Genomic DNA, 14,281 nt, shown 5'->3' with positions numbered 1-14,281 from the left:
CGAAAGTTGCGGCGGAAGGCATTCTACACAAGGATCGCTTCGCAAACTGCCATCCACGGAAACCTGTTTCAAAGTTGCCACAAGCCGATGCAAGCGAGCAGAAGTCATCGGGTGAAATGCCAGCCCCGACGGAGGCTTCGCCGCCACGTGATGGAGTCGTTCACCTGAATCCGCTGCGCAACTGAAAACCCGACGCGTAAGCGAGGAAGACATGTTCCGACTCGCCCCTCGCTGACGCGTCGGGTTTTCATGTTCTCGCAAGTTCACAACTTCGCGTCGATCCCCAATTCAACACGCAATGACGCCTCGCAAATCCCCCAGCTTCTGTGCGTTAAGCAGGTACGCATGTGTCATCGGGTATGTGAGCCGTTGGCATTAGCCACGGTTTTCACGCACAACCGGGGCGAACGCCCAAACGGCTCACATGGTTGTGCTTGATCATTCCTGCCGACCTGCTTAGCGACTTCGCATGGGTGACGTGCTGGATGGTTGGTGCAAGCAAGCGGGAAGCGACTCTTCTTCATCGAATGTTCGCTTCAGACGCTCCCGCAAATTCACATTCATTTGCAACACTCCCGCCGCAAGAAGCGAGATCCGGTGGATCTTGTTGAAGGCGTGAATCAGGCAAAGGGACGAGCCAATCCATGGGGTCGCATTCTTTGTCTCGATTCCAATTCGGTCCTCTCAGTTTGGAACGAATCCAATCAACGCAGTTCTGAAACGTGGTTAGGCGGTTGCCTGACGACATGCCCTCCAATGATGGAAATGAGACGATGAAACAGCCAACAAGAATGGCGTTTACCCTGGTTGAGTTGCTGGTGGTGATCGCCATCATCGGCGTTCTTGTGGGATTGCTTTTGCCCGCTGTTCAGTCAGCACGCGAAGCAGCCCGACGCATGCAGTGCCAAAACAATCTGAAACAGATCGGTTTGGCTCTGCACAACTACGAATCCACCTTCAAGGTGTTGCCCCCAGCCGGTCTGACCTATGTGGATGATTCGGGCTACGGCGGAACGAAAGACGACGATGGTTATGGCTTTCTTTGCTTCCTGCTTCCGTACATCGAACAAAGTGCGTTGTACGAGCAAGTCGATCCGTCGGGCTATTGGGAAGTCAACGATGGAATCACGGGACGCCCGCTCGAAAGCTTGATTCGAGAAGTGGAGGGCGGATCTCCGACGGAGCGAATTCAACGGCGTTGGGAAGCTGCAACGACACCGGTTGGAACCTATTTGTGCCCATCGTCTGCCATGCCTCGGAATGCACCTCTCAAATGGAGCATCTACGGATCGGGGGATTTTGGTGTCGGCACTCTCGATGTGAATCCGATGTTCAATGCCAATCAGACGACGGGATTGGCCACGACCAGCTACAAAGGTTGCGCTGGAAACCACTTGGGCGACAACGGTTTGTTTGTCAAGCGAGCCGAAGGGGAACCACGCTTGTTTCGTGATGTGATCGACGGATTGTCGAACACCATCGCGGTTGGCGAATCGACCTATGTGCGAGCGTCCGGGGTCAGCAAGCCAGCCATGGTCGGCGAAAGCCCCACTTCACTCGAGGATTGGCCGGTTTGGATCGGCATGCCACGCACGGACGAATCGACCCGATTCACCGCTCGTACCTCTTCTCCTATCAATGCATTCACTTCGGTTGGGAAGATGTACAACGCGATTGACGACGACTGCGCCTTCAGCTTCCACCAGGGTGGCGCCCAGTTCAACTTCGCGGATGGGTCGGTGCGTTTCATCACGGAAAGCATCTCGATGGAGACCTACCAAGCTCTGGCTGGAATGAACGACGGTGCAATCGTCGGAGAGTTCTGAATCTCTGGCACACCAGCACCGCCTGAACCAAGCGTGAAGTCGCGGAGCGCCTCGAGCCCTCCGCGACCTCGCCCAGCAGTCTGCGGTTCATCGCGATCCTCGCCCGCTACTTCCACGACCCGACGTCCTTTGCGAGGGATAATTGCAACTTTCGTCCAAAACCCTGTCGGTGACGCGGACGCAACCAGTCCGCGCACCTGAAAACACATTCATTTCCAAACACCCGCGAATCAATCCCAATGACATTCTTCTCTCTCCCCAACATCCTTTTGAATCGAGCGCTGCTGCTTGGACTCTGCTCTGCGACGATACTTTTGACTGGCTGCAGCGACGACGAGTTCGCTGTTTCACCCGTGACGGGGGTTGTCAAATGCAATGGCGAGATCGTCGGTGGAGGTGTGGTCTACTTCCAGCCCAAGCAAGTCGGAGACTCCGCTGTTGTTGGCAAAGTTGGTCTTGGAGTGATCGACTCACAGGGGCAGTTCACCGTCTCAACCTATGGCACGGGTGATGGCGCGGTCGTTGGCACCCACATCGTCAAAGTTGGCAAGGGCAGCGGTCCAGGTTGTGACTGTGCCATGAACGCTGACCGGATGGTCATGGAGGTGGAAGTCACCAGTGGTCCTGAAAACACAATTGAGATTGAACTGCCAAAGAAGACCCGACAAGACGCTCGAGCGGAACAACTCGAAGCGGATGAAGACGACGACGATGATGACGAATAGTCATTGAAATGATGTCGCCTTTTGGAACCCCCGAATTCATCGCTCGAGGTGAATGGCAGTGCCTTTCGGCTGGCATCAACCGGTATTCCGTATGGCCACGTTCCGTTGTGAGAGCAGCGGGCGTGTCCATCGAAGTCTTTCTCAGAAATATCAACTGATCCTTCATGACACAAGAAACAGGTTCGGCATTCAACCGAATCAGCAACCGGCTGTTGCAAACTGTCCCCATCGACTTCCTGGTGGTTTTTCGCATCGCTTTTGGCGTTGTGATGTGCTGGTGGGCAATCAGCGGCGTTCGCAACGGCATCCCTTACAACAACTACACGCTTCCGGCATACCACTTCACGTATTACGGTTTTGATTGGGTGAAACCGATCGACCTCAGCGTTGCGATTGGCGGGGTGGCTGTCGACGGAATGTCGCTTCTGTACATCGCGTTCGCGGGACTGGCAATTTGCATCGCCATGGGACTGTGGTACCGAGTGGTTTCAACCCTTTTCGCTGTGGGAATGGTGTACTGGTTCTTGATCGACAAGGCGTACTACCTGAACCACTACTACCTCTGCACACTTCTTAGTTGGATGATGCCGTTCTTTCCGGCTGGAAGAGCGTTCTCAGTCGATGCGTGGCGAAATCCAAGTCAACGCAGTGACACCGCACCGGCGTGGTGCCTGTGGTTGTTGCGTTTCCAAATCGGCGTCCCCTACTTTTTCGGTGGGATTGCGAAGCTCAATGCGGATTGGTTGCGTGGTCAACCGATGCGAACCACGCTGTCGTACATGACCGATCACCCCTGGATCTCGCGATTTCCGTTGGATCAAGAGGTGCTGGTGCAGTTTGTCTGCTGGGGAGGCCTTCTGTTCGACCTTTCGATCGTTCCGCTGTTGTTGTTCCGCAAGACGCGGATGTTGGGATTCTTCCTGACCTGTGCCTTTCACATCAGCAATCACAATCTGTGGAACATTGGAATCTTTCCATGGCTGATGATCGCTGCGACCACGGTTTACTTTGATCCAGGCTGGCCGAGACAGATCCTGCACCGTCTGGGATGGGGAACTGTACCCGCGTTCGCGGAAGACAACTTCATTTCCCGACACTCGTGGCGGCAACGGTTGGTTGTGAGCTGCGTGCTCATGTGGATCGCGGTGCAAACCTTGGTGCCATTGCGAGTGTTCGTGTTTCCTGGCAACCCTAGTTGGTCGGAGTACTCGCACCACTTTTCCTGGCACATGTTGCTTCGCGCGAAAGTCAGCGGAGTCCGTGTGTATGCGACAGACCCTGACACGGGGCGATCGGGTGTCATCGATTTGCGACCGTACATGACCCAGCGTCAGCTCGCTGTGGTCGGCCGAGACCCGCGGATGATCCATCAGTTGTGCCTCTTCATTGCGGAGGACCTGGCAACGAAGGGGCACCCCAACGTTGAGCTTCGGGCTCTCGCCTTGGTTGCCCTCAACGGCAGAAAACCACAGCCCATCATCGACCCGGCGGTGGACTTGACGAAGGAGCCTCGTGACTTGCGGTATCCCAAGTGGATCGTCGAACTACACGAGCCCTATCGCCATCTGGCGTGGCAATACCCGCTGGAACAATGGGAAAGCCACCTGGATTTGGAGCTGCCGCCCCAGATGATGGCATTGAGAATCCCACGACGCCCTGTTCCCAATGCAGGTGCAGAGGCCCCTGATCGTTCGGCTGCGATTGCAGTCTCTCAGCGTGTTGATTCCGTCGCTGGAAATTGAAATTCGTGATTTGGACGCCCACCCTTTTTGCTCTCGATCAAACGAATGATCGCCCCACCTCCCATTCCCCGTGACGTTTTTGAAGGAAAAAGAATGACCTATTGGAAGAGATGCGGCATTGCGTTGCTTGCTTTCACCTTGAACGCTGCTTGCACCCTGGTTGGTCCGGCCACCTGGGCTCACGATGATGAGGATCACACTCATGAGACTCCGGTCAAGGTCCCTGCTGGGATCACGTATGCTCCCACGGCCGTACCAGATCGGATTGTCCTGACTTGGGCGGAGGATCCGACGACGACGCAGTCGGTTACCTGGCGAACCGACACGTCGGTTGAAACGGCGATTGTGGAATACGCAACGGCTGAGGACGGACCGCTGTTTGTGAATCACACGCAAGAAATGGCTGCGAAGTTCGAAACCCTGGAAACGGACTTGGGCGTCGCGAAATATCACAGCGTCACGCTGAGTGGTTTGGTTCCCAACACAAAGTACGTGTACCGTGTTGGCGATGGTGTCAACTGGAGCGAATGGGCTCACTTCATCACCGCCAGTGACCAAGCCGATCCGTTCAGTTTCGTCTATGTCGGCGACGCCCAAAACGATCTCAAGTCGCACTGGTCACGTCTGGTGCGTCAGGCTTACTCCGATGCACCACGTGCAGCTTTTCTGTTGCATGCGGGTGACTTGGTCAACCGAGCCGACAGCGACGCTGAATGGGGCGAATGGTTCTACGCTCAGGGGTTCATCCCCCGCAGCACACCGTGTGTGGCTGTTCCTGGCAACCACGAGCAGTCCAAGATCGCCAATGAAGAAACAGGCGAGGTGACTCGTCGTCTGACCAATCACTGGGAGCGAGTGTTTGAGTTCCCGAGCAACGGTCCGGAAAGCTCTCGCGAATCCGTGTACTGGATGGACTACCAAGGGGTGCGGTTCATCGGCCTGGATTCCAACAATGAGGTCGAAAGCCAAGCGGTCTGGTTGGAGAAGGTGTTGCAAGACAACCCGCAGAACTGGACCGTGATCACATTCCATCACCCTATCTATTCCTCCAAACGAGGCCGTGACAACAGTGAACTTCGGGGTCTCTGGCAACCAATTTTTGACAAGTACAAAGTTGACTTGGTTCTCAACGGCCACGACCACACCTACGCGCGAACGGGTTTGATGGCTCACGGCAGCGAGAAGAACGTGCCGTCTGGGATGCGTGCTCAAAGCGAGATTGCAGGAACCGTGTATGTCGTTTCCGTCAGCGGTCCGAAAATGTATGAACTCGGACGCGAACCTTACATGGAACGCGTTGCCGAAGACACGCAGCTCTATCAAATCATCACGGTCGACGGCGATGAACTTCGCTACGTGGCTCGCACTGCCGTTGGACGTCCTTATGATGGATTCACGTTGACGAAGCGGGATGGGAAACCGAACCAGTTAGTCGAAAACGTACCCGACACGCCCGAACGCGTGCGGCCGGAAGCCGATGTTGCGGAAGCGGAACCAGTCAAACGCGACGCCAGACAGGTCCCGGTCGTCACCTCGAGCCTGCGGTTGACCAACCCAGAAGCGAAGGATCAGGACGATTTGTGTGTTTGGAGAGACAAGCAGTCTCCTGATCGCAGCGTGATCATTGCCTCCGACAAGTCGGCCAACCGTCTGTTTGTTTACGACCTGGAGGGAAACCTGACGCAATCGATCGAGGTGTCCAAACCGGGGAACATCGATTTGCGATATGACGTCCCCTTCCAAGGCGAGCAAATTGACTTGGTGGCCGTCAACCAACGCGAAGACGGTTTCAAACTTCGCCTCTACCGCGTCGATCGCGAGACACGAGAATTAAATTCGATCGACCATGGTGGCATCGCAACAGGCCCCAACTACGGTGGTTGCCTCTACCGTTCTGCGGTCGATGACCGTCTCTACTTCTTCACAACTTCGAAAGAAAGTGGTTGTGAACAGATTGAACTCAGTGAAACCGTGAACGGTTTTTATACCGGTAAAAAGGTCCGTCACTTGGATGTCGGCATGTCGGAAGGAGCCGTCGCTGATGACCAGCTGGGCTTGGTCTATGTCGCCACCGAAACGGAAGGGGTCTGGCGATTTGAGGCAGAGCCGACGGGCCAGCCAAAGGGCACGTTGATTCTGCAGGTCGGTGACAACGGAATTCAAGGCGATTTGGAAGGTCTGGCATTGAGCCACGACGACAATCAAATTCGCTATCTGACCGTTTCCGATCAAGGATCCAACACCTTCCACGTTCTTCCGATGGTGGGTGGCAGCAGCACGTATCGGTTCTCAATCGAGAATGCGGAACAGACCGATGGCATCGAGGTGGTCACCGATTCATTTGGCCCTCAGTTTCCTCAGGGCTTCTTCGCGTGTCATTCCAATCACGAAGAGAGTTGCCCGATCTTGATCACGCCGCTGCCTCGCATCATGAACGTGTTGGGAACACGCTGATCCGTCAGCAATGCAAACGCCATTCAGCAACGCGGATGTCGACGATGTCGCATCCGCGGATGGTCAAGCAAACATTTTTGAGGACTCGCTCAGCTCGCCGTTTCCTGCATGTCCGCTTCCACGACGTTCTCCGCGAAACTTTGATAGGCTTCACCGATTTGCTGGGCCATTGGATCGGGCCAAGCGTGGAAGCGTCCTTCGGAAAGGGCATCAAAAATGGCGGTCGCGACCAACGTTGGCGAAGCCGCGTTCTCAAAGCCAGCTCCGTGGCTCATCTCCGTTTCGATTGGCCCTGGATGGACACTGACCACCTGTGTTCCCTGGTCGCGAAGGGAATCACGCAGGGCCTGGGTGATTGTGTAGCTTGCGGATTTCGACGCACAGTACGTCGCGAGATCGGCAAACGTCTTCACCGACGCAACGCTGTTGAGCTGAACCAGTGCGCCACCCCCGTTGGCTTTCAACACCGGAGCGAACGCTTGAGCGACTCGCATCAACCCGTAAACGTTCACGTTCATCTCGTACTGCAACGCCTCGATGCTGTTCTCTGAAAGTGCGTTCTCGACTTTCAGAACGCCCGCATTGTTGACGACCACTTGCACGTCCTGGGCGGTTGCAGCCGCCGAAATGATGGAGGCTGGATCTTCTAGGTCCAAGTGAACGGGGACCACGCGGTCACCATATTCTTCGACCAACGGGGCTGCGGAATCAGTGTTTCGCACCGCCGCGTACACTTTTGCAGCGCCGCGTCGCAGAGCTTCCTGCAGGATTGCTTTTCCGATTCCACGATTGGCTCCGGTGACCAAAACGATCTTGCCGCTTGTATCCAATGTCATCCGTCGGTCCTTTGAGTAAGGGGCAGTGTTTGAGGGGCAGTTTTGTAAGAGTCCGGGTCTGATTCGTGACGAACGCAGACCAGCAGTTCAACCGATTCAAATGCGTGGTCACGCCGATTCGGAGTCACTCTTCCAGGCATTTTTCGCGAACGCTTTGTCGACCGGGGTTTGTGCGACGTGATTGGTGTAATTGGAAAGCACCTTGTACGCGGTTCCAACGATGACGTCGAAAACCGTTTGCTTCGTGTATCCTGCCGCGAGGAAATCCGCGATATCCGTGTCCTCCACCCACCCTCGTTGAAGGTTCACCTTCTCGGCGAACACACGCAGGGTTTCCAGCTTGGGATCCGCAATTGGAGTTCCGTTCCGAAGCGATTCGATCACGTCCTCAGCGACTTTGTGCGACTGCATGATCGACGTATGAGCGGCCATGCAGTACGTGCAACCGTTCAATCGATTGTTGGTCATCGCGATGATTTGCTGTTCTGTCGCGGTCAGGTTGGTTTTGTTGTCAAAAATGTCGGCGACCGTTCGGTAGGCTTCCAACAAGGCTGGTGACTCTGCCATGACCGCGTGCAAGTTGGGAACGAAACCATACGTCTTCTGGCTGCTTTCCAATTGCGGTTGACTGTTTTCGGGGGAGGTTTCCAGAGTATGGACGGTGAAATCGGTCATCGGGTTTTCCATTGTCTTGAACGACTGGTGCAAACCAATCAAGAGAAGTCCAGGAGCCAGGCTCCCGGGGCGTGCAAACGTGATCGTTGCGGTTTCCAATGAATGCCCGTTTTCCGCGTCACACCGCCATCCCAAGGCGAAGCACGCAGCCCTGGCGAGAGGTGCCTGGGCTTTCGGTGCATCGCCTCAGCGAGCGAATGATCCAGCGGCGGACGTTGGGGAACCTTGCCAAATCTCACCAGCTTGGATTGTTGGAGGATTGCAAGGGATCTGGGGCAGAATTTTCCTGCGCCCGAGTTGTTTCAACCGTAGGATGCGGGGAATCATGCACGCCATCCACTTTGCCAAGCATCACCAATGACCACCATCCTCGTCGGATGCCAACTGAACTACGTTGTGAAGTCACCTTCGATCTTCCTGCTGAACTGCGCCGTTTCACAAAACTCGCATCAACAGGTCCGAGCCGAGTCGTTGGAAATCCTGCCTTTCCAGCCAGTGGAAGAATGCGAAGTCGGACCGTTGGGCAACCGCGTCGTTCGCCTGAACGCACCTCCGGGTGATTTGCAAATCCGATATTCAGCCAGCGTGGACCTCCATTCAGAAACGGTCGACTCGAACAACGTGCTCGAATCGAGCTACGAGCACCTGCCGGGCGACATCCTCTCGTATCTCAATCCAAGCCGCTATTGTGAGTCCGACAAACTGTACCGCTTTGCCAACGGCGAGTTCGGACATTTGGTCCCGGGCTATTCACGAGTCACCGCGGTCTGCAACTGGACGTTCGAACATCTCGCCTATGTTCCCGGCAGCACGAATTCGTCCACCACTGCGTGCGACGTCCTGCTTCAACGGGCGGGCGTGTGTCGTGATTATGCCCATGTCGCGATCAGTCTCTGTCGAGCGTTGGGAATCCCGGCCCGCTACGTTTCGGGATACGCCGTCAATCTGTACCCACCCGACTTTCACGGGTTCATGGAAGCCTACCTCGACGGGCGGTGGTTCCTGTTCGATGCGACTCGTCTGGCGCCCATCGGTGGTTTCGTGCGGATCGGAACCGGCCGTGATGCGGCGGATGTCGCCTTCGCAACCATCCGTGGTGAGGTCGAGTGCAAAGAGATTGGAGTGTGGGCAACCGACACGAATCCCTTGGACGAACGCCTCAGTCCCGACGATGTTCAGACCGGGGTCAGTTCCGCCTGAACGCAGGCTTTCTGCCGCGTCACAATCGTTCGTGTTTGCGTTCAACGCAGTCCGTGGTAGCTTGCCCCTTTGGTCCGCGTGATTCCGCTTTCCTGAAACCTTGCCTTCGGGCTGGTTTGTGAAAGTTGCTTCTCTCAATCCGCGTCTTGACCTCGCCGGTCATCTTCCGTCGTGGCACAACGCATCGGGCCTGTTGCTCGCCCAAGGAGGCGAAAACGATGGACGGTTTCTCCAAAACACCTCGGTTTGTATTGAAGGCGGATGGTCTTCCAATTGGACCGAACACGGTCCCAGCCAATCAGGACGCTGAGACGCAAGTCGTCTTTGGGTTCTCAAGCAAGGAACACTACGACGCATTTCAAAAGGCGTGTTCCGACCCTGTGACTCCCTACCCGTTGGTGAAGGGATACTTGCAGAACCAAGTGGAAGAAGGCAGCGGGCGTCGACAACTGGTTATGCTTGATGCAGATTCCCCGACGCAGGAAGAATGCCTGGCAGCCACCTTCCAATCGATCCTGGCATCCATCCAAAGTAGCAGCGACACGGTGCCAGTCTCGCATCAACTGCACTTGGACCGTGAATCGCTTCTATACGACGTCCGCAGCGTTGAACCGCGTGCTTCCGCCCCGGCGAGTGGATGAACCGAATTCGGAAAGAACCCTCGCGGCATTCGCGGTTCCATCCATTTGGATCCATCGGGTGAATCCCGATGGACGCGAGCGGCGGGAGGTCGAGCGACTACCGCTCGTTTAAAACGCCACCTGCGGGCGTCACCGCGGGAACATGACCGCGAGCGGAACGATTCAGTGGAATCGAAATCACCAATCCAGCGGCGCGATCGTCGTTGTTGGACCTTCTGGATGCATGGCAACTCAGACAGGTGGCCGACAGCCGAATCTTGCCCGCAAACCGGTACATGTCGTCGTCAGCCGATTCATGCGTCTTCTTCCCCGAACGCAGCACACCGACGGCTTCCTTCTCGAATCTTGATTCCGGTTCGTTGTCGATGTTCATTGCCTTCAGGTCGACGGCAATCCAGCGGAGCTCAAGCCCGTAGGTTCGTTCCAATTCCGCGAACACGTCTTCGAGCGACCTCGAAGGGATGCTCAAACCTTCGTCTTCCCGAAAAAAGTCACGATGCATGACCTGCAATGAGCCATGCAGCGTTTCATGAAGAATCATGGCTCGCGCCCGCGCCTCGTCAACGGTCAGGACAGGGACTTCGTCGATGCTGCGACCGGTTCGATCCTGCCCTTGTGTCACCTCAGCGACAGTGGTGTCGGGCGCTGCCAGGGCTGCCGAAGTTACGGACTGAGCAAGTGCGTGCGTGGAAAGGCAGGCGACCAAAAGGAAGCTGATCCCGGAGAGTCGCAAGGGCATTCGTTTCATCCAATTCGTTTGGCAGGAAAGTCTCGCAAAGCCGCGATCGGTTTTGTCCGCGTCCAATTTGCAACCGTGTGCCTGCTCCTCCCGCCAGTCAGAGCGAAAGACAGCAGGCCGACGCACGACAGGAACATTCAGTCCCCGAGTCCCTATTGGATTGGCACCGTGTAACTGATTGCTCCGATTGGATCGCCCTTCGGAACGTCGGCGTAGTGCGCGTGGCACATGATGCACTTTTCCATCACCACGGGCACAGGTGTGAGGACTCGCAAGTAGGCCCCCTTTTCGTTTTGGACCACCAGTTCGTGATTCGCTTTGCCGCTTTTCAGAGCCGTGACACCCTTCTTTTCAAAGGCATCCCGCGCGACGTTTTCCGCTTCATAGGGATCTCCCGTCGCATCGATCAGCCGGACTTGGTCCTTGCCCGATTCCGAGATGTTCTTGAACAACAGCACGGCGGCACTGCCGGCGGCGAAATCGTCGTCGCCATGCACATACTTGTCGGTGATCAACACGATCGTTTGCTTGAAAATGTTGTCCAGCATTTTGACCTTTTGCCGCGTCCGTTCGATCGCGGCCTCGCTAGGAGCATCGCCAGCGTTTTCCGGTTGAGCGACGGCGTCGTCCGCAACGACAGCTTGGCTTTCCAAAACCGGCGAGCTCAACACCAAGCCAAGCACCCCTGCCAGCAACGAAAACTTAGTCAGACAGACATTCATTCCAATTTTCCCAATCAATGAATCTGAAACGTCGCTCACCAGCCGACGACGAACCGGTGGACACACACAAACCACGAGAACACTCATCAACCAACCCATCCAGGCACACTTGCCGAGGCGGGAGTCTTCTCGAACACAGAAACATGCACCGCTGGTGCATGTTTAGGGCAATTGCAATTCATTTGGATGGTTGTGTCAAGCAGATTCGTTGCCAGCCCTGGTCGTTCAAACGGAGAATCTTGAGAAGGCGATGGACGGCAACGCCCCCCAGAAGCGTCCTCCCTGGGCGACACGAGGAACCCTGCGTTGACGTGCAGGGGGTCTCCCTCAAACACCTGAGCAGCTGATTTCCCCGGTAAAACGGCGTCATTCATCGCTTTTCAAGGCCGCGTCAGGGCCGCTGGCACTTTGCTTGCATTCTTGTCTCTCAAACCAAGGATGATGCAATGACTTCTCTTCTAATGGGAACTTGGACCATGTTGATGAAAAACCCCCACCTCGAAACGGCGTTGGCACAAGAGCAGGAATCGCAAGAGGATCTTCGATTCACGAGCACGGCATTCTTCGGCCAAACCGTTCTGCTTCTGCTTTTCCTGGTCGCAATCCTACTGCGTTCCCTGAGTTCGTAACTGCCCATCGACTGCTTCTCGTGGGAGGCGTCTGCTCGTCAGATGCCTCCGATCACCGGACGCTTTCGGGATCGAGCCCCACCTGGATCGAGGCTTCGGAGGAGGTTGACTTCTGCGAAGCGGAACGCCTTCTCAAGACCGAGAAGTGTCAGGGCGTTGGGTTGGACTTTGGCAACGTCCAAAGTAGCAAACCGATCCCAACGATCGCACTGACCGCGGAGCCCAACAGGACGCCGGTTTTCGCGGTGTCCAGACCATCCGCTCCGAATGCCAAGCCGTCGATGAACAGCGCCATGGTGAATCCGATCCCTGCGAGAAAACTGCCGGAGACGAGCACGGGCCAGTTCAGTCCATTGGGCAACCGAGCCATTCCAGCGCGGATCACCAACCAACTGAACAAGACGATGCCGACCGGTTTGCCGACGACCAAGCCGATCACAACCGCGACGGCAACGGAATCGGTGACATTGGCAGGCTCAATCAGCACACCCGCATTCGCGAGCGCGAACACCGGCATGATGAGATAGGCCGACCAAGGGTGCAGCGTCATCTCGAGATATTCCAGGGGTGAAACCGTTTCCCGCGTCAGTTGCTGAACCTCTCGCACCACCTCCACTCGATGGGAGCGTTGGGCCCAATGCTGTGGTTGAAACTCGTTTTCCTTTTCGTGCAAATATTCGCGAAAACGTTCGGGAACGAGTGTTGGCGTAGCCGGAGTCATCAATCCCAGAATCACACCAATCAAAGTCGCATGCACCCCGGATTCATGCAGTGCGATCCAGGCGAGGATTCCCACTGCGACATAGGGTGGAAAACGACGCACGCCCACTCTCGCGAGGAAGTGAACGAGAGCAATGGCGCAGGCGGCCAAGATCAAGAAACGCCAATCAAGTGATTCGGTGTATCCAATCGCGATCACCAAGATCGCACCAATGTCATCGACAATCGCCAGTGACAGCAGCAAGACGCGAAGACTGTGGGGAACACGTGACCCCAGAATCGCGAGGCAACCAACGACGAACGCGATATCGGTCGCCATTGGAATTCCCCAACCCTGCATTCCAGGTTGTCCGTATTGCATCGACAGATACAACCCGGCGGGAACAATCATGCCCCCGATGGCCGCAGCAATCGGCAAGGTGGCCTGCCTGATATCTGAAAGCGTGCCGTGCGCCAATTCACGCTTGACCTCCAACCCAATCACGAAGAAGAAGATCGCCATCAATCCATCATTGATCACATGATGAAGCGAGTGGCTGAACACCACGCCTCCCACGGCAAGCGTCAGCTCCGTTTGCCAGATCGCAAGGTAGGCGTCCGCCCATCGCGAATTGGCAGCCGCGAGAGCAACCGCGGTGCAAAGAACCAGCACGACGCCGCTGGTAGCTTCAATGTGGAGGAAACGAGCAAACGGACGAAGCCATCTGTCGATGGGTTGAATCGGCAGCGGGAGTCGGGGTTCAAGATGGTTCATAAAGGCTGTGGTCGTTGTCTCTCGTTCGAGTCATAAAAAAGGTCAGGGAAGCAGCGATGGCACCACCATGGAGGTCGTGAATGCACTGGGCGAAACAATCAAGTAAACCATCGCGACGAGAGCTGGAACGAGAAGCACGAGCAGCATGCTGCACACCACTCCGAGCACGTATCTCCTCTCATCCGCTTCCGTCACTTTCCGAGGATTCACCCTACGGGACGGCGACTTGGAACTCAACTCCTCTCGCTCGGATTTGCGAGTGCCTGTCTTGAGTCGGGATGCCACATCCATCCGTTTGAAAGCGGCTGGGGTGATGAGCTCTTCCAACATGGTTTCGTCCTCCAACAGCGGAACTCGAAGCGTGAATGCAAAAGCAGTGCAGGTGCGGTGCCGATGTTCCTTTTGTTTTTCGGGGGTGTCGAACCCTTTCGTTGCCAGTCGCGTCCCTGTTGTGATCCGTTTGCTGGCGACACCCTCCATTTCGCCCCCTTTGGTTGGGGCAAAGATTGCAAAGATGAAGAGGACGCCTGGTTTCAGATTCAATCTGGCGTCAGCGCGGGTTGCAGGGGCGCCAACGCAGGTTGACGGTCGCTGTGTTTGGATTCTTTGTGATGTGTT

General features: G+C 55.9%; 13 protein-coding genes. 7 read left to right on the top strand and 6 right to left on the bottom strand.

Annotation, left to right across the window (positions count from 1 at the left end):
• The first annotated feature begins 773 nt into the window (after window positions 1–773).
• The 4 genes from PSR62_RS16380 (at window position 774) to PSR62_RS16365 (ending at window position 6,747) form a co-directional block, all read left to right on the top strand.
• Window positions 774–1,826 (top strand): DUF1559 family PulG-like putative transporter, encoded by a 1,053-nt coding sequence (locus PSR62_RS16380; protein ID WP_274404086.1) that lies wholly within the window; start codon window positions 774–776, stop codon window positions 1,824–1,826.
• A 239-nt stretch (window positions 1,827–2,065) separates the two neighbouring features.
• Entirely contained in the window at window positions 2,066–2,551 is a 486-nt protein-coding gene (locus PSR62_RS16375; RefSeq protein ID WP_274404085.1) for a hypothetical protein, read from the top strand.
• 164 nt (window positions 2,552–2,715) lie between these two features.
• Window positions 2,716–4,293, top strand: coding sequence for an HTTM domain-containing protein (locus tag PSR62_RS16370; protein WP_274404084.1), 1,578 nt, complete (start codon window positions 2,716–2,718; stop codon window positions 4,291–4,293).
• Between the two features lie 93 nt (window positions 4,294–4,386).
• Window positions 4,387–6,747, top strand: coding sequence for a phytase (locus tag PSR62_RS16365; RefSeq protein ID WP_274404083.1), 2,361 nt, complete (start codon window positions 4,387–4,389; stop codon window positions 6,745–6,747).
• Window positions 6,748–6,836: 89 nt separating this feature from the next.
• Here PSR62_RS16365 and PSR62_RS16360 read toward each other — a convergent pair whose 3' ends face one another.
• Both PSR62_RS16360 and PSR62_RS16355 read right to left on the bottom strand, forming a co-directional pair.
• Window positions 6,837–7,583: an SDR family oxidoreductase gene (locus tag PSR62_RS16360; RefSeq protein ID WP_274404081.1), complete on the bottom strand. Its 747-nt coding sequence runs from the start codon at window positions 7,581–7,583 to the stop codon at window positions 6,837–6,839.
• A 108-nt stretch (window positions 7,584–7,691) separates the two neighbouring features.
• Entirely contained in the window at window positions 7,692–8,258 is a 567-nt protein-coding gene (locus PSR62_RS16355; RefSeq protein WP_274404080.1) for a carboxymuconolactone decarboxylase family protein, read from the bottom strand.
• 357 nt (window positions 8,259–8,615) lie between these two features.
• On the opposite strand from PSR62_RS16355, the gene PSR62_RS16350 reads away from it, so the two are divergent.
• Both PSR62_RS16350 and PSR62_RS16345 read left to right on the top strand, forming a co-directional pair.
• Window positions 8,616–9,458, top strand: coding sequence for a transglutaminase-like domain-containing protein (locus tag PSR62_RS16350; RefSeq protein ID WP_274404078.1), 843 nt, complete (start codon window positions 8,616–8,618; stop codon window positions 9,456–9,458).
• A gap of 218 nt (window positions 9,459–9,676) precedes the next feature.
• A complete protein-coding gene (locus PSR62_RS16345; protein WP_274404077.1) occupies window positions 9,677–10,099 on the top strand; it encodes a hypothetical protein in 423 nt (140 codons plus the stop codon).
• 97 nt (window positions 10,100–10,196) lie between these two features.
• Here the strand turns inward: PSR62_RS16345 and PSR62_RS16340 are convergent, their stop codons facing one another.
• Window positions 10,197–10,847 (bottom strand): c-type heme family protein, encoded by a 651-nt coding sequence (locus PSR62_RS16340; protein ID WP_274404076.1) that lies wholly within the window; start codon window positions 10,845–10,847, stop codon window positions 10,197–10,199.
• A 143-nt stretch (window positions 10,848–10,990) separates the two neighbouring features.
• Window positions 10,991–11,560 carry a c-type heme family protein gene (locus tag PSR62_RS16335; RefSeq protein ID WP_274404075.1) on the bottom strand — a complete coding sequence of 190 codons (570 nt, stop codon included), beginning with the start codon at window positions 11,558–11,560 and terminating at the stop codon, window positions 10,991–10,993.
• 446 nt (window positions 11,561–12,006) lie between these two features.
• Between PSR62_RS16335 and PSR62_RS16330 the strand changes: the two genes are divergently transcribed.
• Window positions 12,007–12,189, top strand: coding sequence for a hypothetical protein (locus PSR62_RS16330; RefSeq protein ID WP_274404074.1), 183 nt, complete (start codon window positions 12,007–12,009; stop codon window positions 12,187–12,189).
• Window positions 12,190–12,337: 148 nt separating this feature from the next.
• On the opposite strand, the gene nhaA is transcribed toward PSR62_RS16330, so the two are convergent.
• Together nhaA and PSR62_RS16320 are read right to left on the bottom strand one after the other, a co-directional pair.
• Window positions 12,338–13,663 carry a Na+/H+ antiporter NhaA gene (gene nhaA, locus PSR62_RS16325; RefSeq protein WP_274404073.1) on the bottom strand — a complete coding sequence of 442 codons (1,326 nt, stop codon included), beginning with the start codon at window positions 13,661–13,663 and terminating at the stop codon, window positions 12,338–12,340.
• A gap of 42 nt (window positions 13,664–13,705) precedes the next feature.
• The gene (locus PSR62_RS16320) at window positions 13,706–14,206 is read right to left on the bottom strand and encodes a hypothetical protein (RefSeq protein WP_274404072.1); all 501 of its coding nucleotides are present in this window, start codon (window positions 14,204–14,206) and stop codon (window positions 13,706–13,708) included.
• Window positions 14,207–14,281 lie beyond the last annotated feature (75 nt).

Source organism: Rhodopirellula sp. P2 (assembly GCF_028768465.1).
Classification (GTDB): domain Bacteria; phylum Planctomycetota; class Planctomycetia; order Pirellulales; family Pirellulaceae; genus Rhodopirellula.
This window is presented reverse-complemented; position numbering and strand designations above follow the sequence as displayed.

Bases quoted from the DNA above. Each gene is read 5' to 3' on its own strand.
- PSR62_RS16380 (WP_274404086.1), top strand. From the start codon at position 774: ATGAAACAGCCAACAAGAATGGCGTTTACCCTGGTTGAGTTGCTGGTG.
- PSR62_RS16375 (WP_274404085.1), top strand. From the start codon at position 2,066: ATGACATTCTTCTCTCTCCCCAACATCCTTTTGAATCGAGCGCTGCTG.
- PSR62_RS16370 (WP_274404084.1), top strand. From the start codon at position 2,716: ATGACACAAGAAACAGGTTCGGCATTCAACCGAATCAGCAACCGGCTG.
- PSR62_RS16365 (WP_274404083.1), top strand. From the start codon at position 4,387: ATGACCTATTGGAAGAGATGCGGCATTGCGTTGCTTGCTTTCACCTTG.
- PSR62_RS16360 (WP_274404081.1), bottom strand. From the start codon at position 7,583: ATGACATTGGATACAAGCGGCAAGATCGTTTTGGTCACCGGAGCCAAT.
- PSR62_RS16355 (WP_274404080.1), bottom strand. From the start codon at position 8,258: ATGACCGATTTCACCGTCCATACTCTGGAAACCTCCCCCGAAAACAGT.
- PSR62_RS16350 (WP_274404078.1), top strand. From the start codon at position 8,616: ATGACCACCATCCTCGTCGGATGCCAACTGAACTACGTTGTGAAGTCA.
- PSR62_RS16345 (WP_274404077.1), top strand. From the start codon at position 9,677: ATGGACGGTTTCTCCAAAACACCTCGGTTTGTATTGAAGGCGGATGGT.
- PSR62_RS16340 (WP_274404076.1), bottom strand. From the start codon at position 10,847: ATGAAACGAATGCCCTTGCGACTCTCCGGGATCAGCTTCCTTTTGGTC.
- PSR62_RS16335 (WP_274404075.1), bottom strand. From the start codon at position 11,560: ATGAATGTCTGTCTGACTAAGTTTTCGTTGCTGGCAGGGGTGCTTGGC.
- PSR62_RS16330 (WP_274404074.1), top strand. From the start codon at position 12,007: ATGACTTCTCTTCTAATGGGAACTTGGACCATGTTGATGAAAAACCCC.
- nhaA (WP_274404073.1), bottom strand. From the start codon at position 13,663: ATGAACCATCTTGAACCCCGACTCCCGCTGCCGATTCAACCCATCGAC.